At 31.4% G+C, this 24,032-nt stretch carries 25 protein-coding genes and 1 tRNA gene; 16 read left to right on the plus strand and 10 right to left on the minus strand.

The window, feature by feature from the left end:
- Window positions 1–5: 5 nt before the first annotated feature.
- Window positions 6–1,349 (minus strand): NADP-specific glutamate dehydrogenase, encoded by a 1,344-nt coding sequence (gene gdhA / locus HNV10_RS02185; protein WP_173299688.1) that lies wholly within the window; start codon window positions 1,347–1,349, stop codon window positions 6–8.
- Window positions 1,350–1,653: 304 nt separating this feature from the next.
- Between gdhA and HNV10_RS02190 the strand changes: the two genes are divergently transcribed.
- Window positions 1,654–2,469 carry a THC0290_0291 family protein gene (locus HNV10_RS02190; RefSeq protein ID WP_173299689.1) on the plus strand — a complete coding sequence of 272 codons (816 nt, stop codon included), beginning with the start codon at window positions 1,654–1,656 and terminating at the stop codon, window positions 2,467–2,469.
- Window positions 2,470–2,548: 79 nt separating this feature from the next.
- Here the strand turns inward: HNV10_RS02190 and HNV10_RS02195 are convergent, their stop codons facing one another.
- Entirely contained in the window at window positions 2,549–3,688 is a 1,140-nt protein-coding gene (locus HNV10_RS02195; protein WP_173299690.1) for a cystathionine gamma-synthase, read from the minus strand.
- Between the two features lie 114 nt (window positions 3,689–3,802).
- Here HNV10_RS02195 and HNV10_RS02200 point away from each other — a divergent pair, with 114 nt between their 5' ends.
- On the plus strand, window positions 3,803–4,522 hold the full coding sequence (locus HNV10_RS02200; RefSeq protein ID WP_173299691.1) for a DUF3298 and DUF4163 domain-containing protein: 720 nt from the start codon (window positions 3,803–3,805) through the stop codon (window positions 4,520–4,522).
- Here HNV10_RS02200 and HNV10_RS02205 read toward each other — a convergent pair whose 3' ends face one another.
- Complete coding sequence (locus HNV10_RS02205; protein ID WP_173299692.1) at window positions 4,523–5,767, minus strand: cation:proton antiporter; 1,245 nt, start codon at window positions 5,765–5,767, stop codon at window positions 4,523–4,525.
- A gap of 83 nt (window positions 5,768–5,850) precedes the next feature.
- Between HNV10_RS02205 and HNV10_RS02210 the strand changes: the two genes are divergently transcribed.
- Complete coding sequence (locus HNV10_RS02210) at window positions 5,851–6,207, plus strand: arsenate reductase family protein (protein ID WP_173299693.1); 357 nt, start codon at window positions 5,851–5,853, stop codon at window positions 6,205–6,207.
- 109 nt (window positions 6,208–6,316) lie between these two features.
- Window positions 6,317–7,450: a peptidogalycan biosysnthesis protein gene (locus HNV10_RS02215; RefSeq protein ID WP_173299694.1), complete on the plus strand. Its 1,134-nt coding sequence runs from the start codon at window positions 6,317–6,319 to the stop codon at window positions 7,448–7,450.
- A gap of 8 nt (window positions 7,451–7,458) precedes the next feature.
- Here HNV10_RS02215 and HNV10_RS02220 read toward each other — a convergent pair whose 3' ends face one another.
- Window positions 7,459–7,938: an acyl-CoA thioesterase gene (locus tag HNV10_RS02220; protein ID WP_173300045.1), complete on the minus strand. Its 480-nt coding sequence runs from the start codon at window positions 7,936–7,938 to the stop codon at window positions 7,459–7,461.
- A gap of 133 nt (window positions 7,939–8,071) precedes the next feature.
- Here HNV10_RS02220 and HNV10_RS02225 point away from each other — a divergent pair, with 133 nt between their 5' ends.
- The 3 genes from HNV10_RS02225 (at window position 8,072) to nadD (ending at window position 10,212) form a co-directional block, all read left to right on the plus strand.
- Window positions 8,072–8,929: a YicC/YloC family endoribonuclease gene (locus tag HNV10_RS02225; RefSeq protein ID WP_173299695.1), complete on the plus strand. Its 858-nt coding sequence runs from the start codon at window positions 8,072–8,074 to the stop codon at window positions 8,927–8,929.
- A gap of 24 nt (window positions 8,930–8,953) precedes the next feature.
- Window positions 8,954–9,544, plus strand: a complete 591-nt coding sequence (gmk, locus tag HNV10_RS02230; protein ID WP_173299696.1) for a guanylate kinase — start codon at window positions 8,954–8,956, stop codon at window positions 9,542–9,544.
- An 89-nt stretch (window positions 9,545–9,633) separates the two neighbouring features.
- Window positions 9,634–10,212 carry a nicotinate (nicotinamide) nucleotide adenylyltransferase gene (nadD, locus tag HNV10_RS02235; RefSeq protein ID WP_173299697.1) on the plus strand — a complete coding sequence of 193 codons (579 nt, stop codon included), beginning with the start codon at window positions 9,634–9,636 and terminating at the stop codon, window positions 10,210–10,212.
- A 49-nt stretch (window positions 10,213–10,261) separates the two neighbouring features.
- Here nadD and HNV10_RS02240 read toward each other — a convergent pair whose 3' ends face one another.
- The 5 genes from HNV10_RS02240 to HNV10_RS02260 form a co-directional block, all read right to left on the minus strand.
- Complete coding sequence (locus HNV10_RS02240) at window positions 10,262–10,621, minus strand: YraN family protein (protein WP_173299698.1); 360 nt, start codon at window positions 10,619–10,621, stop codon at window positions 10,262–10,264.
- 2 nt (window positions 10,622–10,623) lie between these two features.
- Window positions 10,624–11,649, minus strand: coding sequence for a S66 peptidase family protein (locus HNV10_RS02245; RefSeq protein ID WP_173299699.1), 1,026 nt, complete (start codon window positions 11,647–11,649; stop codon window positions 10,624–10,626).
- Window positions 11,650–11,824: 175 nt separating this feature from the next.
- Window positions 11,825–11,898, minus strand: a tRNA-Asn gene (locus HNV10_RS02250).
- Window positions 11,899–11,989: 91 nt separating this feature from the next.
- A complete protein-coding gene (gene rseP / locus HNV10_RS02255; protein WP_173299700.1) occupies window positions 11,990–13,333 on the minus strand; it encodes an RIP metalloprotease RseP in 1,344 nt (447 codons plus the stop codon).
- Between the two features lie 92 nt (window positions 13,334–13,425).
- A complete protein-coding gene (locus tag HNV10_RS02260; RefSeq protein ID WP_173299701.1) occupies window positions 13,426–15,360 on the minus strand; it encodes a M1 family aminopeptidase in 1,935 nt (644 codons plus the stop codon).
- A gap of 84 nt (window positions 15,361–15,444) precedes the next feature.
- Here HNV10_RS02260 and HNV10_RS02265 point away from each other — a divergent pair, with 84 nt between their 5' ends.
- The 5 genes from HNV10_RS02265 to HNV10_RS02285 all read left to right on the plus strand — a co-directional run bounded on the left by HNV10_RS02265 (window position 15,445) and on the right by HNV10_RS02285 (window position 18,860).
- Window positions 15,445–16,125: an SCO family protein gene (locus HNV10_RS02265; protein ID WP_173299702.1), complete on the plus strand. Its 681-nt coding sequence runs from the start codon at window positions 15,445–15,447 to the stop codon at window positions 16,123–16,125.
- Between the two features lie 98 nt (window positions 16,126–16,223).
- Window positions 16,224–16,451, plus strand: a complete 228-nt coding sequence (locus HNV10_RS02270) for a FeoA family protein (RefSeq protein WP_173299703.1) — start codon at window positions 16,224–16,226, stop codon at window positions 16,449–16,451.
- On the plus strand, window positions 16,444–18,543 hold the full coding sequence (gene feoB, locus HNV10_RS02275; protein WP_173299704.1) for a ferrous iron transport protein B: 2,100 nt from the start codon (window positions 16,444–16,446) through the stop codon (window positions 18,541–18,543). The genes HNV10_RS02270 and feoB overlap by 8 nt, the downstream gene beginning before the upstream one ends.
- A 9-nt stretch (window positions 18,544–18,552) precedes the next feature.
- Window positions 18,553–18,723, plus strand: coding sequence for a hypothetical protein (locus tag HNV10_RS02280; protein ID WP_173299286.1), 171 nt, complete (start codon window positions 18,553–18,555; stop codon window positions 18,721–18,723).
- Window positions 18,720–18,860 carry a FeoB-associated Cys-rich membrane protein gene (locus HNV10_RS02285; RefSeq protein WP_173299705.1) on the plus strand — a complete coding sequence of 47 codons (141 nt, stop codon included), beginning with the start codon at window positions 18,720–18,722 and terminating at the stop codon, window positions 18,858–18,860. Before HNV10_RS02280 ends, HNV10_RS02285 begins: the two co-directional genes overlap by 4 nt.
- A gap of 33 nt (window positions 18,861–18,893) precedes the next feature.
- Here the strand turns inward: HNV10_RS02285 and HNV10_RS02290 are convergent, their stop codons facing one another.
- Window positions 18,894–19,553, minus strand: coding sequence for a metal-dependent transcriptional regulator (locus HNV10_RS02290; RefSeq protein WP_173299706.1), 660 nt, complete (start codon window positions 19,551–19,553; stop codon window positions 18,894–18,896).
- 99 nt (window positions 19,554–19,652) lie between these two features.
- Between HNV10_RS02290 and HNV10_RS02295 the strand changes: the two genes are divergently transcribed.
- From HNV10_RS02295 to HNV10_RS02310, 4 genes are read left to right on the plus strand one after another with little or no spacing between them, the layout of a single operon-like run.
- Window positions 19,653–21,905, plus strand: coding sequence for a TonB-dependent receptor (locus HNV10_RS02295; RefSeq protein ID WP_173299707.1), 2,253 nt, complete (start codon window positions 19,653–19,655; stop codon window positions 21,903–21,905).
- Window positions 21,906–21,945: 40 nt separating this feature from the next.
- On the plus strand, window positions 21,946–22,863 hold the full coding sequence (locus HNV10_RS02300) for a metal ABC transporter solute-binding protein, Zn/Mn family (protein ID WP_173299708.1): 918 nt from the start codon (window positions 21,946–21,948) through the stop codon (window positions 22,861–22,863).
- Window positions 22,864–22,874: 11 nt separating this feature from the next.
- Window positions 22,875–23,612, plus strand: coding sequence for a metal ABC transporter ATP-binding protein (locus HNV10_RS02305; protein ID WP_173299709.1), 738 nt, complete (start codon window positions 22,875–22,877; stop codon window positions 23,610–23,612).
- A 23-nt stretch (window positions 23,613–23,635) separates the two neighbouring features.
- A complete protein-coding gene (locus tag HNV10_RS02310; RefSeq protein WP_173299710.1) occupies window positions 23,636–24,028 on the plus strand; it encodes a VOC family protein in 393 nt (130 codons plus the stop codon).
- Window positions 24,029–24,032 lie beyond the last annotated feature (4 nt).

The raw sequence follows: 24,032 nt of genomic DNA on the forward strand, positions 1-24,032 counted from the left end.
TCCGATTAAATCACACCTTGTGCCAACATGGCATCGGCTACTTTAACGAAACCTGCAATATTTGCGCCTTTTATATAGTCTATTGAACCATCTTCATTGGTACCATATTCTACACAAGAATCATGTATATCTTCCATAATATCCTTTAATCTAGAATCTACCTCCTCTCTAGACCAGCTTAAACGTAATGAGTTTTGACTCATTTCTAAACCAGAAGTTGCTACACCTCCAGCATTTGAAGCTTTACCTGGTGCAAATAAGATTTTTGATTTTTGAAACTCATGAATGGCTTCTGGAGTTGACGGCATATTTGCACCTTCTGATACACATATACAACCATTATCTATTAATTGTTTTGCCTCTTCTCCATTTAACTCATTTTGAGTTGCACATGGCAAAGCAATATCACATTTTACAGACCAAGGTCGTTCTCCTGCAACATATTTAGCATTAGGATAGGTCTCTAAATATTCACTTATTCTACCACGTTTTTCATTTTTAATATGCATAACGTGTTTTAGTTTTTCTGCAGAAATACCTTCCTCATCATAAATATATCCACTAGAATCTGATAATGTTAAAACTTTAGCACCTAATTCTATTGCTTTTTCAGCTGCAAATTGTGCAACGTTACCAGACCCAGAAATAACTACCGTTTTACCATCAAAAGAATCACCTTTTCTTTGAAGCATATTTTGCGCAAAATATACATTTCCGTAACCAGTAGCTTCTGGTCTAATTAATGATCCTCCCCAAGAAGCACCTTTACCTGTTAAAACACCTGTAAACGTGTTGTTTAATTTTTTATACATACCAAACATAAAGCCTATCTCTCTAGCACCAACACCAATATCTCCAGCTGGTACATCCGTATTATGACCAATATGTCTAAATAACTCCGTCATAAATGCATGACAGAAACGCATAATTTCATTATCTGACTTTCCTTTAGGGTCAAAATCAGATCCTCCTTTACCTCCACCCATTGGTAACGTTGTAAGTGAATTTTTAAACACTTGCTCAAATGCTAAAAACTTCAAAATGCTAGCATTTACAGTTGGGTGAAAACGTAAACCTCCTTTATAAGGCCCTATGGCAGAATTCATTTGAATCCTATATCCTCTATTAACTTGTATTTCTCCAGAGTCGTCAACCCAACTCACTCTAAAAGATATCAGTCGTTCTGGTTCTACCATCCTTAAAAGAATGTTCTTTCCATTATAAATATCATGCTTAGCTATGTAAGGAATTACTGTTTCAGCAACCTCTTGTACAGCTTGTAAAAATTCTGGCTCGTGACCATTACGCTCTTTAACTAAGTCTAAAAAAGCTTCAATCTTTTGTTTCATATTTATGTTTTATTACATTTTATGTTTAAATTGTTGGCAGTAATAACAATTATTACTTTACCTAAATTATATAAAAATCAATATATTAGACAAATTTTAGTAAATTATAATATATTGCCTGCAAATATACATTATCTATAAAAATAAGTGTGTATTTTTTTATTATTCTCAAATTGTTTTTTTTCTCTACGTCTTCATATTTTTCTTTTAAAAATAATAATTTGTGCATTTTATCCGTTTTATTTGGTATTTCATCGAGTTTTTATATATTTGCTCGGTAATTATTCATTAATGTGAAAATTAGATGATACAAAACATAAAAAAAATAGTCATTCCATTTATATTGCTATTGTCAATTCAGGTTGGTTATTCGCAATTAGGTTTCTCCCATGAGATAGGAATTATCGCTGGTCCCGTAATTTACCAATCAGATTTTGGTGTACGGTCTGACCTTGAAACTAACGTTGGTAATTCTGGTATTGGCTTAGGTCTGGTACATTATATCAATTTTGCATATAGAGCAGATTGTAACTGTTACACTACTGACAAATACTTTAATGATCATTTTAAATTACGTAGTGAATTATCTTGGAACAAAACAGCGCTTTCTCATTTTGGAAAATGGGTGGATCCAGATAGAGATTCTGATAACGCAGACCGTTTAAGAGGTCATACTGGAGAAGCACAAAACTGGGATATTGGTATGCAACTAGAATTTTTCCCTAGAAGTATTAGGGCTTTTGCCGCAGGTGTGAATAAATTTGCCCCTTTTGTAAGTCTAGGCGCACATTATGTTTCTTATCGTCCAGAAACCTTTACAGACTATGTAAGTGCAGACCCTTTAAACCCAAATGACATTGGTAATCCAGATGACCCAAATAACTTTTACTCTGGTTGGGATCCAGGTTCTGTAAATGATATGAGTGGCTCCACATGGTCTATTGTAAGTAGTGTTGGAACTAGATATAAGCTTTCTGTACTTTCTGATTTTATGGTCGACTTAAGATTTCAATATTATTTTACTGATTGGACAGATGGTTTAAACCACCAGCTTGAATCTAATAAATCTAATGATTGGATGGTATGGTTAAACTTTGGATACATTTATTATTTAGATTAAAAACATATTATAACATAAACAAAAAGACCAAATCAAAGGATTTGGTCTTTTTTTATATTGAACTTTTATGTTTGTTTAATTACCCAATAGCTTGTTTTAAATCTGCAATTAAGTCAGCTTCATCTTCTATACCAACACTTAAACGTATAAGAGAATCTACAACACCTATTTTTTCTCGTTCTTCTTTAGGTATACTCGCATGCGTCATACTTGCTGGATGACCAGCTAAAGATTCTACACCTCCAAGAGATTCAGCGAGCGTAAACACCTTTAAATTTTCAATAATCTTAATGGAAGCCTTATAATTATTTCCTTTTGTAGTAAAGGAAACCATACCACCAAAATCCTTCATTTGTGATTTTGCGATTTTATGATTAGGGTGATTTATAAAACCTGGCCAATACACATTCTCTATTTTTGGATGAGATTGTAAATATTCTGCAACAGCTCTTCCGTTTTCACAATGACGTTGCATTCTTACATGTAGCGTTTTTATGCCTCTTAATGCTAAAAAAGCATCTTGAGGTCCGCAAATGGCACCACTTGCATTTTGTATAAAATACAATTGGTCTGCTAATTCTTTATCTTTTACCACCAATGCTCCCATTACCAAATCACTATGACCACCTAAATATTTTGTTGCTGAATGCATTACAATATCTGCACCTAAATCTAAAGGCTGTTGTAAATAAGGTGTAGCAAACGTATTATCTACAGCAAACAAAACCTTATGCTTTTTTGCAATTTTTGCAGTTGCAACAATATCTATAATATTCATCATTGGGTTAGTTGGTGTTTCTACCCAAATTAATTTTGTGGTTTTAGAAATGTAGTTTTCTATAGAATTTGCATTTTTCATTCCAATAAACCGAAATTTTATACCGAAGTCTTCATATATTTTAGTGAACAAACGATACGTTCCTCCATATAAATCATTAGTAGAAACAACTTCGTCTCCAGGTTTTAATAATTTTAAAACAGCATCAATTGCTGCTAAACCAGAACCAAAAGCTAATCCAAATTTACCATTCTCAATACTAGCAACTGCCTCCTCTAAAGCATTCCGTGTTGGGTTGCCAGAACGTGCATATTCATAACCTTTATGTTCTCCTGGTGATGTTTGTGCAAAAGTAGAGGTTTGATAAATTGGTGGCATAATTGCACCATAAGCAGCATCTGGTTTTTGGCCACCATGTATTGTTTTTGTATTAAACTTCATAATAAAAACGTATTGAAAATTTCTATCTATAATCACAACAAATTTAAAGGATTATTCGTTCTATTTAAATCTATACAATACCTTTATTGTTTATAAAATATAATCCCATTTATTGTGAAACACATCCCTTCTATTTTGGTATTTATTTTGGCTTTAACGTCTTGTACCTCTGATATTAAACCTGCAACTTTTAAAACTATTTCTGTTAATGAAGTTTTTGATGCTCAAATCACCGCAACTTATAGCAAAGCTGAAGGCGATAGCGAACTTAGTAATACAATAAATACAAATGTTGAAAATGTTATTATTGAAACCTTAAGTACACCAGAAAATAAAATAGATTTAAAAACCCTTATTCAAGATTTCAATACTGAATATCTAAAATTTAAAAAGAACTTCTCGGAAGAATCTGAACCCGTTTGGGAATTAGATATAGAATCTGAATTAACTTATCAATCTGAATCTGTTATCTCTATTGCTATTAGTATTTATGAATTTAAAGGTGGTGCACATGGTAATGACCAAATTAAATTTTTGAATTTAGATGCTAAAACAGGAAGGGTTTTAGATTTAAACGATATTATTGAGAATAAAGAGGAATTTAAAACACTTGCTAAATCACATTTTAAAAAAACATTTGAATTAGAAAATTCTACCGTAAATATGGAAGACTTTTTCTTTGGAGAACCATTTCAATTGCCAGAAAACATTGGTTATAGCGACGAAGGTCTAGTTCTACTTTATAACGTTTATGAAGTAGCAACCTATGACCAAGGTTATATAGAGTTTGTGATTCCGTTTGAAGAGCTTGATTCTATTTTAAGAATTCTTTAATCATTTAGTTCTTGTTAAACGCTGTATAATTGGACCAACCGTTAATCCTTGGCCAACTATAGAGACAACTACCACAACGTAAGTAATTACTAAAAATAACTCTCTATGCATTTCTGCTGTAAGACTTAAAGCTAATGCAATTGATATTCCACCTCTTAATCCTCCCCAAGTCATTATTAAATTTGTTTTAGGCACAAAATCTAATCGTTTTTCAAAGAATTTTATAGGTATAAATAATGATATATAACGGCATAATAATATAATAGGAATTGCTAATAAACCAGCATATATATATTTGCCCTCTAAAGTTAATATTAACATCTCCATACCAATCATTACAAATAAAATGGTGTTTAACAACACATCTACAAGCTCCCAAAATTTATCAACGTAAGTTTCGGTGGTTTCTGACATAGCCGTATTTCTCACGGTATCATTACCTACTATTAATCCTGCAGTTACCATGGCCAAAGGCGCAGATAAATGAAATTGATGAGCCAACATAGTTCCACCCATTACAGTTGCTAGTGTAAGAATTACTTCTATTTCATAATTATCAATAGATTTCATTAAACGATACGTAATCCAACCTAAAAAGAGTCCTAAAAGGATGCCTCCAATAACTTCTTGCCCAAATAAAGTGGCTATATCAGAAAACTCAATAGCAGCATCTGGTTTTGATGCAATAGCAAAAATGGTTAAAAAAACTACTACTCCAACACCATCGTTAAACAATGATTCTCCAACTATTTTGGTTTCTAGCTTTTTAGGAGCTCCTGCTTTTTTCAAGATTCCCAAAACTGCAATAGGATCAGTTGGTGAAATTAAAGCACCAAATAATAAACAATAGATAAAATCAACCTCTAAACTCATCAGCTTTAAAACATAAAACATAGCTATACCAACTAAAAAGGTAGATACCAAAACACCCAATGTTGCAAACGCCATAATTGGCCATCGTTGTACTTTAAGTTGATCAAAATTGGTATGCAAAGCACCTGCAAATAATAAAAAACTCAACATTATATCGAGTAGAACAGTTTCAAAATCTATTAAGGCTATAAATTTTCGTTCTTGGACTAATAAAGTATCATCAAATTGAGCAATACCAACCAATACAACTGTAAAAACAATGGTAATAATCATTAAACCAATTGTTATTGGTAATTTTAAAAACCTAACGTTGATGTAACCAAAAACAGCAGATAGCACTATTAAAATGGTGGCAATTGAGTAGTAATCCATAAAATATTAATTTTCTTAAATGTACTTAAATTTCATTTTAAATACGGTTACTTTGTAATCTCAAAATTATATAGATTTCCGATATGAAAAAAATATATTATTTAAGCTCTTGTAATACCTGCATGCGAATTATTAATGAAATCAGCTTACCAGAAGATTTTATACTACAAGACATAAAAACGGAACCCATTACCTTAGAGCAGATTGAACAGATGCGAGCGTTAACAGATAGTTACGAAAGTCTCTTTAGCAAACGCGCTAGACTATACAAAGAACTAGAGCTAAAAGACAAGTCCTTAACTGAAGTCGATTACAAAAACTATATATTAGAACACTATACATTTCTAAAAAGACCTGTATTACTATACAATAACCAGATATTTATTGGTAATTCTAAAAAAACAGTAGCGGCTGCTAAAACAGCTATACATGCACAATAGATTATTTGTGTTTGTCGTCTTATTAAGAGTTAGGTTTAGGCGTCTCGTTAATTGTTCTAATGTTTTCTGGTGTATATTTAATTAATCTTAAATAATAAAAATTGCCAATTTGTCTTTAAAATCTGAAGTATTTAAAACCATTAATACTATTCCTAAAAATTATTGGGAAAGCGTAAAATGCTGCACCAATATTTACTATTCGCCAGAGTTTTTAGAGGCATTTGAAATAGCTAATAAAGATATTGAGTTTAATTATATTTTTATTTTAAAAGACAAAGAAGCCATTGCATTTGCAAATACTCAAATCGTTACTATTGGTATAGAAACCATTACCAAAAACATTTCTATGTCTAAAAAAATTAGACGATTTGTAAATAGAATGTTTTGTAATAATCATATAAGCGTTTTATTTTGTGGCAACGTCTTTTTAAGTGGAGAATACGGTACATTTCTCAAAGATGGCGAAGACAAAATTAAAACCTTTAATGCGATTGCAGAAGGTGTAAAAAAGCTATCTAAAACAACAAAAAAACTAAGTGCCATTTTTGTAAAAGATTTTGAAAACGAATCTCTTAAGATTACCAACCAACTTAAGTTGTTCGACTATGCTACTATGCAAGTTGAACCAAATATGATTATTTATTTAAAACCTGAGTGGCATTCTTTTGAAGATTATACCAATGCGTTAAAATCTAAATATCGTGTAAAAGCAAATAGAGCCGATACCAAAAGTAAATCCTTAGAAGCAAAATTATTTTTAGAAACAGATATTGAATTCTATAAATCTCAACTACAAGAATTGTATCATAACACTATTGATAATGCAGACTTTAATGCGCAAATATTAAATCTTGACACCTATATTAATCTTAAAAAAGCCTTCAAAGAGAAATTTATTGTAAAAGGCTATTTTCTAGAAAATAAATTAGTTGGTTTTTTGTCTGCTATGCAAAATGGATCACATTTAGATGCTCATTTCATTGGTATTAATTACAAAAAAAACAAAGAATTTGGTATCTATCCTAGAATTTTAAATGATTATGTACGCTTAGGTATAGAAACCAAATCAGACCAAATAAATTTAGGACGTACAGCGTCTGAAATAAAAAGTACACTTGGCGCACAACCTAAAGCGCTAACTTGCTATTGTAAGCACAAACGATATTTACCCAATCAAATATTAAAACCGTTTATACAGAATGTACATATTAAATCATTTAAACAACATTCTGTTTTTAAGTAGGTCATCTTTTATAATGTCATAGACTTTGGTTTCACACCATGCTTGCGCGTATCTGCCTTAGTTAATACTTTAAAACTTTCGGATTTAGGGAATGTATGAGCCAATTCTAACAACGTTTTTGGTAAACTCGTTAATTTTCTAGCTTTTAAATCTATCCAACCACCTTGCATTTCGCAATAAGCTAAATTCTCACCTTTATGATTATAAAAATTATGTTCAAACATAAATAGCATACCATCTTCACTTAAACCAGAAACTTCTATAGTTACTGTAATTGGTGTTCCAATAAAAGACTCTTTAAAATAGTACATGTGCTCATAAAATACCACAGGGCCAACGTTATATTTCATTATTTCTGGCATTGAAAAACCTTGTTCAGAGAAAAATGACATCCTAGCATGGCTCATAAAGTTAGTATACGCAGAGTTTGCTAAATGACCATTTGCATCCACATCACTCCATCGTATTTCAAACTGTTTTTTATACATCTTCATAACTTAAATTTAAAATAACAAAGTTACTAAAGAATCCTATGCACGCATAAGAGTTTGTAATAATTTTAATACGCACTTAAAACAGTTCAATTTTGTACCTTTGCGCAACTTTAACAGTAAAGACTTAATGATACAATCCATGACAGGTTATGGGAAATCTGTACTACAGCTCCCAACTAAAAAAATCTCAATAGAATTAAAATCTCTAAACAGTAAAAGTTTAGACCTTAACGCTCGTATGCCATCTATGTATAGAGCAAAAGAATTAGAGATAAGAAAACTTATTGCCAAAAATCTTGGTAGAGGTAAAGTAGATTTTTCGCTTTTTGTTGAAATCACTGGAGAAGACACTAGTTCTAAAATTAACAAAACTGTAGTTAAAGAATATATTAAACAACTAAAAGACGTAGTAGATGGTGATGCTACAGAGTTACTTAAAATGGCTATAAGATTACCAGATGCTGTAACTACAGAACGTGATGATATAGACGAAGAAGAATGGTCATTAATCAGTAAAGAGATTAATGAAGCTATTTCTAAAATAATAAGCTATAGAAAAGATGAAGGTGCCACTTTAAAGCAAGACTTTACAGATAGAATATCTAAATTAAGAAGCTTGTTAAATGAAGTTATTGAGATGGATCCAGACCGCATTGAAGGTGTAAGAGCAAGATTAGAAAAAGGAATATCTGACATTAAAGAAAAAGTAGATGAAAACCGTTTTGAACAAGAATTAGTTTATTACATCGAAAAATTCGATATTACTGAAGAAAAAGTAAGATTAGATAATCATTTAGAATATTTTATAAAATCCTTAAATTCTGATGATTCTAACGGAAAAAAATTAGGTTTTATCTCTCAAGAAATTGGAAGAGAAATTAATACAATTGGTTCAAAATCTAACTATGCACCAATGCAAAAATTAGTAGTTCAGATGAAAGATGAGCTTGAAAAAATAAAGGAACAATTGTTAAATGTACTTTAGTCGTATTTATTAAAATTTTATATTTTGTCTGAAATTAAAAACAAACCTCAAGGTAAACTAATTGTATTTTCGGCACCTTCAGGCTCCGGAAAAACAACCATAGTACGTCATTTATTAAAACAGCCCGAACTAAATTTAGAGTTCTCAATTTCTGCAACCTCTAGAGAAGCACGTGGTAACGAACAACATGGCAAAGACTACTATTATCTATCCTTAAAAGAATTTAAAAATAAAATTAAAAATGACGAATTTTTAGAATGGGAAGAAGTCTATAGAGATAATTTCTATGGCACTTTAAAATCTGAGATAGAACGCATTTGGGCAAAAGGAAAACACGTTATTTTTGACATTGATGTTTCTGGTGGATTACGTATTAAAAGGAAATTTCCAGAACAAACAATTGCAATTTTTGTAAAACCACCAGATTTAAATGAATTAGTAAGACGTTTAAAAGAAAGAGGTGAGGAAAGTGAAGAAAAAATTAGTATGCGTGTTTCTAAAGCACCTGCAGAATTGGCAACAGCTCCACTTTTTGATGAAATAGTAGTTAACTCTAACTTGGATGAAGCATTAGAAAAAGCATATAGTTTAGTGTCCGATTTTATAAAAAAATAGTTTTGTCATTCCTGCAAAGGCAGGAATCTACATTGAAACTAAAATTTATTAATTAAAAGATTCCTGCTTTCGCAGGAATATAGCATAAAATGAAAGTAGGTCTTTATTTTGGTACGTTTAACCCAATCCATAATGGTCATTTAACTATTGCAAATCATTTAGCAGAGCATAGTGATTTAGATCAAATATGGTTTGTTGTAACGCCTTTAAGTCCTTTTAAAAAGAAAAGTAGTTTGCTAGATAACTATCATCGTTTAGAAATGGTGTATTTAGCCACAAAAGAATACGATAAGCTAAAACCTAGTGATATTGAATTTGGTTTAAAACAACCTAATTATACTATTGACACACTTACTTATTTGTTTGAAAAATTTCCGAATCACCACTTTTCCTTAATTATGGGAGAAGACAATTTAAAGAGTTTTCATAAGTGGAAAAACTATGAACTTATTTTAGAAAACCATAGCATCTACGTTTATCCAAGATTATCCGAAGGTAAAATAGAAACACAATTTAACAACCATCCTAAGGTTATAAAAGTTGATGCACCAATAATGGAAATTTCTTCAACCTTTATTAGAAATGAAATAAAAGAAGGTAAGAACATAAGGCCAATGTTACCAGAAAACGTTTGGCATTTTATTGACGAGATGAATTTTTATAAGTAAAATACTGCGTAAGCAAGAATCTTATAACGAATTACCTAAATTTTGAAAATTAAAAGTGATAAAAAGCGTCTTCATAATGCGTTAAAGACTCCGTAGTTTTGTTCTTTAAAACAGCAATAATATCAAATCTAGTTTCTAAGTCTATATCATTTTCAGTAATAAAAGCATCCATTGCTTTTACCAACAATTTTATTTTACTTGGAGTTACAAATTCTTGTGGATCTCCAAAAAAGTCAGAATTTCTAGTTTTTACCTCAACACAAATCATGGTATTATTATGCTTTGCAATGATATCTATTTCCGCCTTCTGAAATACAAAATTTCGCACTACAACCTCATAACCCTTTGCTAACAGATAATCAGTTGCTAATTGCTCACCTAATGCACCAAGTTCGTTGTGTTGCGCCATTTTTAATCTTTATAAATAACTTCACTCTTAGCCTTTGTAACCTTCAAGCCTACCGTTTTACCTAAAACCAAGGCTCTATTGTCTTTTTCATGTCCTGCAGGCATATTAAAAGCTATTGGGAAATCATATTCTGCTAAAGCATCAAGTATTAATTGCTCTACAGAAGTTCCCCAAAGCGTCGTGTTTTTACGCATTTTAGTCATATCACCAACTACAAGCCCTTTTAAATTATCAAAATATCCTGCACGCTTCATACTTTGTAACATACGGTCAATATGATATTTATATTCGCCAATTTCTTCAATAAAAAGGATTTTATCAGTAGTATCAAGGCTGGTATCAGAACCCAACATGGTATGTAACATAGTTAAGTTTCCACCAACAATTTCACCAGAGGTTTCTCCTATTCTATTATATTTAGACCCTTCTAAAGTGTAATTCTCAGGGTTGCCAAAAATTGCAGATTTAAACGTAGAAATAGCCTCTTTAACCTCACTTAAATCTTTGGTTAAACTTACGCACATTAATGCATGTAGGGATTGAAATCCTTTGTTATGAATTTGGTTGTGCAAAGCTGTAATATCACTATAACCAATAACCCATTTTGGGTTTTTCTTAAATTCTGTATAATTTAATTTATCTAAAACTCTAACTGTTCCGTAACCACCTCTTGCACACCAAATAGCACTAATTTTAGGATTATCCATAGCATTTTGCAAGTCCTCGCAACGTTCATCATCTGTACCAGCAAAATGATTTGCCTTACTAAATACATGTTTACCTACAATAACATGCAATCCCCAAGTTTTAAGTAAATCTGTAGCTTGTTGTACTTCACGTTCTCTATTTTTTAAAATTCCTGAAGGTGCAACAATTGCAACAGTATCACCAGCTTTTAAATATGGCGGTTGAATTAGTTTTGAAGTCATTTCTGTAAAATTATCGTTTTGGTTTTGTGCTTTAACATCCCTATTTACAAATACAAGCAGAAATAAAGTTAAATACAGAAGGTGCTTTTTAAAAATCATAAAAAGAGTTTTTGTAAATATAAAAAGGAAATTTTGAAGCTTAGCGAAATTAAATAATTAATAAAATATAAGGAGTTGACTTTACCTGTACATAGAAATTGTATTAGCTCTTTTAAGATAGAAATACAATATAGTAAACACAAAAAAGCCACTACTTTCGTAATGGCTTTGTTTGCTCCTCTTCTTAGGCTCGAACTAAGGACCCTCTGATTAACAGTCAGATGCTCTAACCAACTGAGCTAAAGAGGAAGGTTATTTTTCGCGTTAGCGAGCGCAAATATAAATCATTTTTTTTATTCAAACAAAATGAAATTATATTTTTTTATGTTAAAATAAAAAATTATTTAGTGATGGCTTTAAAAATATCATTTCCATTTGCAAATAATACCAAAGCAATTAAAATAAAGAAACCTACCATTTGTGCACGCTCTAAAAATTTCTCACTTGGTTTACGACCAGAAATCATTTCGTATAGCAAAAACATTACGTGTCCACCATCTAAAGCTGGTATTGGTAATAAATTAAGTATTGCTAACATAATAGATAGAAAAGCTGTTAATCCCCAGAAATCTTGCCAAATCCATTGATCCGGGAAAACATCGAAAATAGCTTTAAATCCGCCTACCCCTTTATATGCTCCTGTACTTGGTGTAAATATCTTTCCTAATTGACCAAAATAATCTGTTACTTGTTCTTTAAATTTATCTACGCCTCCTCCAAAACTTTCTAAAAACGTATAATCTTTATGGATAATATCAAAATAACCTAATTCTGCAAATCTAGAATTATGAGTTGCAAGACCAACTTCAAATTTGGCATCGTCACTTACTTCTAAAGTTCGGTCTATTTTCTCATCACCTCTTAAAAATGTCGCCTTTACTGATTGATCTTTGTACTGTAACAGTTTATCTGCAACTTGATCAAAATAACGAATGTTTTGCCCATTAAGTGAGAGTAAAATATCTCCCGTTTTAATATCAACACTTTTATTTAATGATGTATCTGGTACATCACCTACCATAAATGGTATTCTTAATCTAAAGGTTCCATTTTCTCTCTCTGCTGAGGACAATTGACCTAAGAAATCTTCTGGAAGAACAATTTCTTTAGTTTTACCATCTCTTACTATAGAATACTTTTCACCTTTAACTAAGTTTTTCCTTACTTCACTATAAGTACTAACTTTCTGATCATTAATGGCTACAATCTTATCTCCAGTTTTAAAGCCTACGTCTAATAATAATTTATTTTCTATCCAATAACCATCTTTCATGCTATCTGTAGTAACATCTGTATCTCCATAAACAAAAGACAATGCTACATAGATAAAATATGCTAAAATGAAGTTTACAGTTACACCACCTAACATTATAATTAAACGTTGCCAAGCTGGTTTAGAACGAAACTCCCAAGGTTGTGGTGGTTTGGCCATGGCTTCTTTATCCATGCTTTCATCAATCATACCAGCAATTTTTACATAACCACCTAGAGGTAACCAACCAATACCATAAACGGTTTCTCCTATTTTTTTCTTAAAAAGAGAGAATTTAACATCAAAAAAGAGATAAAATTTTTCAACCTTAGTTTTAAAAAGTTTGGCTGGTATAAAATGTCCAAGCTCATGCAACACTATAAGCAAGGATAAACTGAGTAAAAATTGAGATATCTTTATAATAAATTCCATGTCGTCATTTCAAAATTCGATTTGCAAAAGTACGTTTTTTAAATCAAAAATTTTTATTAAATTATTTGACCTAATTTGGATGAATTTCTTTCCTAATTTTTTATAACTCTTTTGTTGATAGTCTTATCTCCTGCTTTAATTTGTAAAAATAATAAACCTGATGCTATCTCGTTTAGATCTATCTGAGAAGACCATTTAGATTGTACTAACAATTGGCCTAAACTATTATATATTTTTATACTTTCTATTTCTAATTGTTCTGGTTTTAAAATATGAATGACTGATGATGTTGGATTAGGATACACACTAATATCTTCGTTAAATTCAAATTCTAAATCACTTAAGGTAACAGTATTGTTTTTTGAAATAAGATGATAATCTGGGTCTAACAAAACCTCTTGAACCGTAAAATTAATGGTTTCAAAAAATTGCTGATTATTATTAGTGTGGTCTAAAATAATATCTAATGTTTCCCCTAAAGTTCCTATAACCCTTATTGGGACACCTGCTTCAAAAAAGGACACTGATAAATGACTTTGGGTTTGCGAAACAAGCAATTCTAACTGATTTCCATTTTGATCCCAATTCACTGTATAGCTTGGGTAGCCTTCATTGTAAATCCAATCATTAAAAAATTCATCTAAAATTTCGCCTGTAGATAATTCCATCACGTCAATAAAATCTTCTGTTTTCGCAAAATCAAACGCTAAAGCTGGCGTGTCTAAATAATCTTGTAAACCTTGATAAAATGGTGTATCACCCAATTTTCGCCTTAACATATGCAAAACCATTGCGCCTTTACTATAACTTAATCGACCACTAAAGATTCGCTCAACAATTGTGGTGTCTTGATCCGTAAGATAAACGGCTCCATCTGGTTGAGAGGTTATACTATTAATAGATTGTTGCCTCCAACTTTTAAAATTAGCTTCACCATCTAAATCTTCTATTACTAGTGCTGCCAAATACGTCGCAAAACCTTCATTTAACCAAATATCTTTCCAGCTACCACATGTTATTTTATTTCCAAACCATTGATGTGCAAGTTCATGAGCTATGAGCCCTCTGCTAAAACCACCCATAAATGAAATTGTGGTGTGCTCCATTCCTCCTCCCCAACCAAATTGTGCATGGCCATATTTTTCATCTGAAAAAGGATATTCTTCAAACAAATCAGTAAAAATATCCATAATATCTACTGTAATTTCTGTACTGGTTTGCGCTGTTACTAAACTTTCTGGATATACATAATTTATTATATCAAATGGATTTCCGTTATTAGGAACTGTATGTGAATAAACCTCATAGTTGGTTACAGCAAAAGCAATTAAGTAAGCAGGAATGGGATGACGGTGTTTAAAACGAGTAGTTTTCTCAGAATTCTCAACCACCTGACTAATTTCTAATCCATTAGAAGCCACAACATAAGTTTCATTTGAAGAATTAAATTCTGGTGTAGTGACAAGTACATCTATAGAATCAATTTTATCTATTAAATCTTGTTTGCAAGGCCACCAACCTTTAGCTCCATAAGGTTCAGAAAGTGTCCACATTATTGGGTCTCCATTATGCGTAGTTTGTTCAAAAGACCCAAAACCAGAACTAATTGGATTACCAGAATAAATTACAGATAAAGAATCTAAAATACCTTGTGCTTGTGTAGTTGGTAATGTAATAACTAATTCATCATCTGTATTTTGTACAAAACTTAAACTAGCACCACGTTGTAAAACTTGAGTAACCGTCATATTATCTGCCAAATCAAAAGTAATTTCGGTCATGGCTTCGTTCGCTTCAAAATACGTTGTGATTTCACCAGAAATTTGAGATACCGCTGGATTAACATTTAAGTCTAATCGATGATATTTAACATCATAGTTTGCTGTATTTGCATTTATGGTATTCATCATTTGACGTAATGCCATATTAGCTTCAGAAGACCGAATAGCTTTTAAGTTTTCATGATAATCTTGTGCATTTGTTTGTATAGCAAATAAGAAGATAATACATCCCAAAAATCGTTTCATAGCACTCATTTTAATGTTAAAAATAAAGCTTTTATTGAGATTCGGTCGTATTTTTGCTGCTCAACTTTCTCTAACTTATTGATAATGTCATTTCTTTCTTTTTTTAAGGGCTATAAAAATTTTGCAATCTTCTTTTCGGTTCTTTGTATTATAATTATAACAATAATTTATAATGTATTAAATGTAAAACAGCCATTGCCTATTTATCAGCCAGCCATGGTAAGTGAAGAATTAGTAGATAGCACTATTCAACACCAATTAAAATATCATAAAATTGCCGATTTCAGTTTAATCAATCAAAATGGCGAAATTATAACGCAAGAAAATTATAAGAATAAAATATATGTCGCAGATTTTTTCTTTACAACTTGCCAAACCATTTGTCCTGTAATGACTAAAAACATGGAGCAAATACAAAAGGAAATTATAAATGATGATGATGTTATGCTACTATCACACTCAGTAACTCCTAAAATTGATAGTGTTGCACAATTAAAAAAATATGCCAAAGAAAAAGGCGTTATAGACCGCAAATGGAACTTAGTAACTGGCGATAAAAAACAAATTTACGAACTTGCTAGAAAAAGTTACTTAGCTGTAAAAACTGATGGTAATGGCGATGAATATGATATGATTCATACCGAAAATTTTATGCTAATAGATAAAAAGCGCCAAATTAGAGGTTTCTATGATGGTACAAAACCAGAAGATATTGAGCGTATATTAGATGATATTAAAACGTTAAAATATTTTGACGACTTGTAATAAATTTGAAAAGCCATTAAATATTCATAGCGTAGTTTTTTACACTAATAAATTTCTCTTACTTTTGCTTCTTTAAAACTATTCTAAATAAGCAACGATTGACATTAGCAGAATTAAAACGAGGACAAAAAGGTGTAATCACTGATGTGTCTTCTATTCATATTCCATTAAAACTTCTAGAAATGGGCTGTTTACCAGGCAACTCGGTTGAGCTTGTGCAAGTTGCCCCTTTTGCAGACCCAATGTATCTAAATATTAATGGAACGCATTTAGCAATTAGAAAAGAAACTGCTGTTCATATCATAATTGAAACTATACATGAGTAAGCAGATTAATGTTGCATTAATAGGAAATCCAAATACTGGGAAAACATCTGTTTTTAATGCCCTTACAGGTTTAAACCAGAAAGTAGGTAATTATCCTGGTATTACTGTAGAAAAAAAAGAAGGTATTTGTAAACTACCTCGAGGTGTAAAAGCTCACATTATAGATTTACCAGGCACGTATAGCTTAAATGCATCTTCTTTAGATGAAAACGTAGTCATAGAATTACTGCTTAATAAAACTGATAAAGACTATCCAGATGTTGCCGTTGTTGTAAGTGATGTAGAAAATTTAAAGCGAAATCTATTATTATTTACTCAAATTAAAGATTTACAGATTCCTACAATTTTAGTGATTAATATGTCTGACAGAATGGAATATAAAGGTATTTCATTAGATATTCCATATTTAGAACAACAATTAAAAACTAAAATTGCTTTAATAAGTACAAGAAAGAACAAAGGAATTAATAAACTAAAAGAATTAATTGCCTCACACAAAGAGCTTTCTGTAGAAGCTTGTTTAGATGCATCTATTATAGATACGACCTATTTTAATAATTTAAGAAAAGCTTTTCCGCATCAGTTATTATACAAACTTTGGCTAGTTATTACCCAAGATGTTAATTTCGGAAAAACAGACCGTAAAACTTACGATGCTGTTGAAGATTTTAAAACCAAATCTAAAACAGATTTGAAACGTCTTCAGCAAAAGGAAACTATAAAGCGATACCAATTTATTAATGAAACGCTAAAAAAAGGACAAACTATAGACCTTAAATCGGCAAAAGACTTACGCATTAAATTAGACCGAATTTTAACGCATAAGGTTTGGGGATATTTAATTTTTGGTGTTATTCTTTTAACTATTTTTCAAGCTATTTATGATTGGTCTAGTATTCCAATGGACTTTATTGACAATTCATTTGCCTCATTAAGTGAATGGACAAAAGACACATTACCAGAAGGTGCATTCACCAATCTATTGGCAGAAGGTATAATTTCTGGACTAGGAGGTGTTGTAATTTTTATTCCACAAATTGCTTTTTTATTCCTATTTATCTCTATTCTTGAAGAAAGTGGATATATGAGTCGTGTTGTATTCTTAATGGATAGAATTATGCGGCGTTTTGGTCTCAGCGGAAAAAGCGTTGTGCCATTAATTTCTGGTACAGCATGCGCAATTCCCGCAATTATGGCAACCCGAAATATTGAAAGTTGGAAAGAGCGCTTAATAACAATCCTTGTTACGCCATTTACAACTTGTGCAGCCAGATTACCAGTATACTTAATAATTATAGCTCTTGTTATACCAGAAGGTCGTGTTTTTGGTCTTAGTTACCAAGCATTAACTCTAATGTTGCTATATCTTATTGGCTTTGGAGCTGCTGTTGGATCTGCATGGATTTTAAATAAAGTTTTAAAAATAAAAAGTAAAAGTTTCTTTGTGGTAGAAATGCCAAATTACAAATTACCTTTACTTAAAAATGTAGCACTAACAGTTTTAGAAAAAACAAAAGCCTTTGTATTTGGTGCAGGTAAAATAATCCTTGCCATTTCTATTGTACTTTGGTTTTTAGCATCTTATGGTCCTGGTGATAGCTTTAATAATGCTGAGCGTATAGTTACAGAACAATATGCCTCAGATAATCTAACTGAAGAAGAATTAAACCAAAAAATAGAATCTCATAAACTAGAGCATTCCTTTATCGGTATTGCAGGCCATGCTATTGAGCCAGTTATTAGACCTTTAGGTTACGATTGGAAAATAGGAATTGCCATTGTGAGCTCTTTCGCTGCACGTGAGGTATTTGTTGGAACTTTAGCGACTATTTATAGTGTTGGTAGTGACGAAGAAGAAACTATAAAAAACCGAATGGCAGGTGAGGTAAATCCTGTTCTTGGTGGCCCTTTATTTAACTTTGCTTCTGGTATTTCACTGTTATTATTTTATGCATTTGCTATGCAATGTATGAGTACACTTGCTATTGTAAAACGAGAAACTAATTCTTGGAAATGGCCAATGTATCAATTACTAATTATGAGTGGATTTGCGTATATTGTAGCATTAATCGCCTATCAAGTATTAAAATAGATGATTATAATGAATAAATACAGAATAAGTCTTGGCTTAATACTGATTGCAACCGGAATTATACTAAATCAATTAGAGTTGCAAAATGATTTAGTAGATTTTCTTATGGGAATTTTGGTTGGCTTAGGTCTTGGCATTCTTATATCTGGACTTGTAAAATCTAAACCAAAACTAAAATGAATACACTAATTCAAAATATATTAGTCTTTTCAGCACTGGCATTTGCTCTTGTATTCTTAGTTCGTAAATTTATTTGGTCACCTAAGAAAAAACCAGCTAAACCATGTGGAGGCGACGATGGTTGTGGATGTCATTAACATTATGGTAAGTATTCAAAATATCTAAAGCACTTAATTAACCATCTCTAAATAAAGGTTTTTGGCAACACTTTGAGAAACCACTATTTCAGTATCATCTAGTCTTATTTTTATAGAATTATCATATGGTTCTTTATGTATTATTGTAATTAATGTTCCTAAAGCAATTTTATTACTATCTAAATATTTTAAAAAACTTGTAGACGTATCATCTACTCCTACACATTTATAAACAGTCCCAATTTCCGCTTTAGATAATACTATTTTTTCAATATGATGAAAGTTACCTTCTTTATCAGGAATAGGGTCTCCATGAGGATCATGTTTAGGAAATTCCAAAAAAGCTTCTAACTGATTAATTAATTTTTCAGATTTAATATGTTCTAAATGTTCCGCTACTTCATGTACTTCATCCCAAGAAAAGTTTAACTTTTCCACTAAAAAAACTTCCCATAGCCTGTGTTTTCTAATAATATTTATAGCAACAAACTTTCCGTCTGCTGTTAATGTTACACCTTGATATTTTTTGTAATCTACATAGTTCTTTTCTGATAATTTTTTAATCATATCTGAAACCGAGGATGCTTTAGTGCGCATTTCCTCAGCAATAGCATTTGTATTTACAATATTTTCGCCATTATTTCCAAGATGATAAATAGCCTTAATATAGTTTTCTTCTGTAAGTGTAATCATAAGATAAAAGTCTACTACAAATATAGAAAATATATATTTCTTAAAATATTTTTAGTCTTATCTAAATTTTATTTTAAATTTGCTTTAAAATAATTCAAGGTGAAACTAATCAAATTAATATTTTTAATATTATGTTCTTCCGTAAATGCGCAATCCGCTTACAATATAGAAGGAAAAGTTTTATCCAATGGAGAACCTCTCCCTTTTGCTAATGTATATATAGAAACCACCGAAAAAGGAGCTATAACAAATGAAAAGGGTCACTTTATAATTAAAAATGTAGATAAAGGAACATACGCTGTTGTTGCTTCTTTTACAGGCTATAAAACACAAAAACAAATTATAGAGGTATCTAGCAAAACTATTTTTGTAACCTTCTATTTAAATGAAAGCGAAAATCTAGAAGAAGTTATAATTACAGGAACATTAAAAGCAGTATCCAGATTAGAAAGCCCTGTTCCTGTTGAAGTCTATACTCCAACATTTTTAAAGAAAAATCCAACCCCTAATATTTTTGAAGCACTACAAAATGTAAATGGAGTTCGTCCACAACTAAACTGTAATGTTTGTAATACAGGAGATATACACATAAATGGTTTAGAGGGTCCTTATACACTTGTTTTAATCGACGGAATGCCTATTGTAAGTGGTTTATCTACGGTCTATGGTTTATCCGGAATTCCGAATTCGTTAATAGAACAAATTGAAGTAGTAAAAGGACCAGCATCTTCTTTATACGGAAGTGAAGCTGTTGGAGGATTGATAAATGTTATTACAAAATTACCAGAAAATGCACCTCGTTTTTTTGCAGATGGCTTTGTTACAGGTTTGGGAGAAGTAAATTTAGATACAGGCTTTAAGGCAAACGTGGGCGAAAAAGCAACTGTTTTGTTTGGCACCAACTATTTTAAATACAATAATATTATTGACAATAATAACGACAATTTTACTGATTTAACGCTACAAGACCGTATTTCTATCTTTCAGAAATGGGACTTTAAAAGAACAAGTAAAAAGAAATTATCTCTAGCTGGTCGCTATTTTTACGAAGATCGTTGGGGAGGAGAATTGCAATGGACTAAAGCTGATAGAGGCGGAAACGAGGTTTATGGAGAAAGTATTTATACCTCTCGTTTTGAAATTCTAGGAAATTATGAACTACCAATAAGCGAAAAAGTAAATTTTCAATTTTCATATTCTAATCATAATCAAAACTCCGTTTATGGAGATACACCATATTTAGCACAACAACGTATTGCATTTGGTCAGTTTATTTGGGATAAAACAATCAATAAACACGATTTACTCTTTGGCTCTGCAATCCGCTATAATTATTACAATGATAATACCTCAGCAACACTCAATGCAGACGAGGTTACTATTCCTTCATTATTTTTTCAAGATGAAATCAAATTCAGTAAAAAACAAAGTTTATTACTAGGCATACGTTATGATTATGATAACAGACATAGTAATATTATTACGCCAAGAATTGCCTACAAATACAAACCAACAAACAATGATATTATTAGATTAAATGCTGGGACAGGTTTTAGAGTCGTAAATTTATTTACCGAAGAGCACGCAGCACTAACAGGAGCAAGAGACGTTATAATAGAGGAAGAATTAAAACCAGAAGAATCATATAACGTAACACTTAATTATTTAAAAAAAATATATTTAAAAAATGGGATGTATTTTACGGTTGATACTTCTGCTTGGTATACTCATTTTACAAATGCAATTATTCCAGATTATGATACCAACCCTAATCAGATTATATACGATAATTTAGATGGCTATTCTACATCAAAAGGTTTTAGTTTAAATATTGATGCTGTTTTAAACAGCGGAATTAAAGCATCTATAGGTGCAACATACCAAGATGTCTCACAAACTGAAAACGAAAAACATATTAGACAAATTTTAACTGAGAAATTTTCTGGAGTATGGTCTTTTAGTTATAAAAATTACCCAACAAATCTCTCTGTAGATTATACCGGAAACATTTATGGACCAATGCGACTGCCTCTTCTTGGTGATTTAGACCCAAGGCAAGAATATTCACCTACATGGAGTACTCAAAATATACAAATGACATACGATGGATTAGAAAATATTGAATTTTATGCTGGTGTTAAAAACCTATTAAACTGGACACCCAATAAGGGAAATCCGTTTATAATAGCTAGATCAGATGACCCTTTTGATGAGAACGTTCAGTTTAATGCCAATGGCGAAGTTATTGTTACTGCAGACAACCCATATGCACTAACCTTTGACCCTTCATATGTTTACGGACCAAATCAAGGCATTCGTTTATTTTTTGGCCTTAGATTTAAGTTAAAATAACCACCGATTTTTAGTACTTTCGTAATAAACATTTAGATACATGAAAAAAGTAATTATTCTCTTCGCTATAACTATCATTCTAACAGCCTGTAAAAACGATAACGACACTAAAGTCAATAAAAAACTCAATGTAGTAACCACTACAACAATGATTACAGATTTAGTAAAAAACATTGGAGGAGATTCTATAAATGTTCAAGGTTTAATGGGAGCTGGTGTAGATCCACACTTATACAAAGCAAGTGAAGGTGATGTTTCTAAATTAGTAAATTCAGATGTCATTTTTTATAACGGATTGCATCTAGAAGGCAAACTAGTAGAAGTTTTCGAGAAAATGAAAGGTGCAGACAAAACACCAATTGCATTAGCAAATGAACTTAATAAGAACCGACTTATCGGTTCGGACTATTTTGCTTCAAATTATGACCCACACGTTTGGTTTAATATTAATTTCTTTGAGCAATTTGTAGAAAAGGTAACACTTGTTTTATGCGAAAAAGACCCAAAAAATACTGAAACCTTTAGAGCCAATGAAAAACGTTACTTAGCTGAATTAGAAAATTTAAAAGAAGAAGTGCAAGATGCCGTAAATGGTTTAGATCCTGAAAAAAGAATTCTAGTAACAGCTCATGATGCTTTCAATTACTTCGGTAAGGCCTACGATTTTAACGTGGTTGGTTTACAAGGTTTATCTACTGCAACGGAAGCAGGTGTTCAAGATGTACAAAAATTAGCCAATTTTATTATTGATAAAAAAGTAAAGTCTATTTTTATTGAAAGCTCTGTACCTAGAAGAACCATAGAAGCGCTGCAAGAAGCAGTAAAATCTAAAGGACACGATGTTAAAATTGGAGGAACATTATACTCAGACGCATTGGGAACTGAAGGAACACAAGAAGGCACTTACATTGGTATGTATCGCTACAATATTAAAACCATTATAAGTGCTCTAATGTAATAACGATTATTATGAAACCAAAAATAGCCGTAAAAGTCGATGATTTAACAGTAGCTTACAATTACAAACCTGTACTTTGGGATATTGATTTAGAAATCCCTGAAGGCGTGCTCATGGCTATTGTAGGACCAAATGGCGCAGGAAAATCTACACTAATAAAATCTATTTTAGGTATTTTAAAACCCATAGCAGGTAGTGTTTCTATTTATGGTAAACCTTATGAGAAGCAAAGACAATTAGTGGCTTATGTGCCTCAAAAGGGAAGTGTTGATTGGGATTTTCCAACCACAGCTCTAGATGTTGTGATGATGGGAACATATGGTAGTTTAGGGTGGATAAAACGTCCTGGTCAAAAAGAAAAAAAAGCAGCATTAGAAGCACTAGAAAAAGTAGGAATGTTGGCTTTTAAAGGTAGACAAATAAGTCAGCTATCTGGTGGGCAACAACAACGTATTTTCTTAGCAAGAGCATTAGTTCAAAACGCAGCCATTTATTTTATGGACGAACCTTTTCAAGGTGTAGATGCAACCACAGAAATTGCTATTATTAATATTTTAAAAGAATTAAGGAAAGCAGGAAAAACGGTAATCGTAGTTCATCACGATTTACAAACAGTACCAGAATATTTTGATTGGGTCACCTTTTTAAACGTGAAAAAAATTGCCACAGGACCTGTAAAAGACATTTTTAATGATGATAATTTAACGAAAACTTACGGTATTAATTATAAAGTGAGTATTCAAGAATAAAAGTGAATTAACAAACCGTAAATATGAAATACGCATACACCATTTTATATGTAGAGGACGTCCAAAAGACAATTTCATTTTATCAATTGGCATTCGGGTTTCAAAAAAAATTCATCACTCCAGAAAATGATTATGGCGAATTAATTTCGGGCGAAACAACAATTGCTTTTGCTTCAAATTCTTTAGCAGAATCAAATTTTAAAAGCGAATTTAAAAAGCTATCAAAAGAAGACAAACCAAATGGAATAGAAATGGCTTTTACGACAGAACATATAGAAGACGATTTTGCAAAAGCAATAAACGCTGGAGCTATACTTTACGAGAGTATAAAAGAGAAACCTTGGGGACAAAAAGTTGGATACCTAAGAGATAATAACGGGTTTCTAATAGAAATATGTACACCTATTAAAAATTAAACAT

Origin of the sequence: Winogradskyella litoriviva (genome assembly GCF_013249065.1) — a bacterium.
Lineage (GTDB): Bacteria > Bacteroidota > Bacteroidia > Flavobacteriales > Flavobacteriaceae > Winogradskyella > Winogradskyella litoriviva.

Coding starts and splice junctions, on each gene's coding strand:
- gdhA (WP_173299688.1), bottom strand. CDS start 1,349: ATGAAACAAAAGATTGAAGCTTTTTTAGACTTAGTTAAAGAGCGTAAT.
- HNV10_RS02190 (WP_173299689.1), top strand. CDS start 1,654: ATGATACAAAACATAAAAAAAATAGTCATTCCATTTATATTGCTATTG.
- HNV10_RS02195 (WP_173299690.1), bottom strand. CDS start 3,688: ATGAAGTTTAATACAAAAACAATACATGGTGGCCAAAAACCAGATGCT.
- HNV10_RS02205 (WP_173299692.1), bottom strand. CDS start 5,767: ATGGATTACTACTCAATTGCCACCATTTTAATAGTGCTATCTGCTGTT.
- HNV10_RS02210 (WP_173299693.1), top strand. CDS start 5,851: ATGAAAAAAATATATTATTTAAGCTCTTGTAATACCTGCATGCGAATT.
- HNV10_RS02220 (WP_173300045.1), bottom strand. CDS start 7,938: ATGTATAAAAAACAGTTTGAAATACGATGGAGTGATGTGGATGCAAAT.
- HNV10_RS02225 (WP_173299695.1), top strand. CDS start 8,072: ATGATACAATCCATGACAGGTTATGGGAAATCTGTACTACAGCTCCCA.
- nadD (WP_173299697.1), top strand. CDS start 9,634: ATGAAAGTAGGTCTTTATTTTGGTACGTTTAACCCAATCCATAATGGT.
- HNV10_RS02240 (WP_173299698.1), bottom strand. CDS start 10,621: ATGGCGCAACACAACGAACTTGGTGCATTAGGTGAGCAATTAGCAACT.
- HNV10_RS02245 (WP_173299699.1), bottom strand. CDS start 11,649: ATGATTTTTAAAAAGCACCTTCTGTATTTAACTTTATTTCTGCTTGTA.
- rseP (WP_173299700.1), bottom strand. CDS start 13,333: ATGGAATTTATTATAAAGATATCTCAATTTTTACTCAGTTTATCCTTG.
- HNV10_RS02260 (WP_173299701.1), bottom strand. CDS start 15,360: ATGAAACGATTTTTGGGATGTATTATCTTCTTATTTGCTATACAAACA.
- HNV10_RS02265 (WP_173299702.1), top strand. CDS start 15,445: ATGTCATTTCTTTCTTTTTTTAAGGGCTATAAAAATTTTGCAATCTTC.
- feoB (WP_173299704.1), top strand. CDS start 16,444: ATGAGTAAGCAGATTAATGTTGCATTAATAGGAAATCCAAATACTGGG.
- HNV10_RS02280 (WP_173299286.1), top strand. CDS start 18,553: ATGAATAAATACAGAATAAGTCTTGGCTTAATACTGATTGCAACCGGA.
- HNV10_RS02285 (WP_173299705.1), top strand. CDS start 18,720: ATGAATACACTAATTCAAAATATATTAGTCTTTTCAGCACTGGCATTT.
- HNV10_RS02290 (WP_173299706.1), bottom strand. CDS start 19,553: ATGATTACACTTACAGAAGAAAACTATATTAAGGCTATTTATCATCTT.
- HNV10_RS02300 (WP_173299708.1), top strand. CDS start 21,946: ATGAAAAAAGTAATTATTCTCTTCGCTATAACTATCATTCTAACAGCC.
- HNV10_RS02305 (WP_173299709.1), top strand. CDS start 22,875: ATGAAACCAAAAATAGCCGTAAAAGTCGATGATTTAACAGTAGCTTAC.
- HNV10_RS02310 (WP_173299710.1), top strand. CDS start 23,636: ATGAAATACGCATACACCATTTTATATGTAGAGGACGTCCAAAAGACA.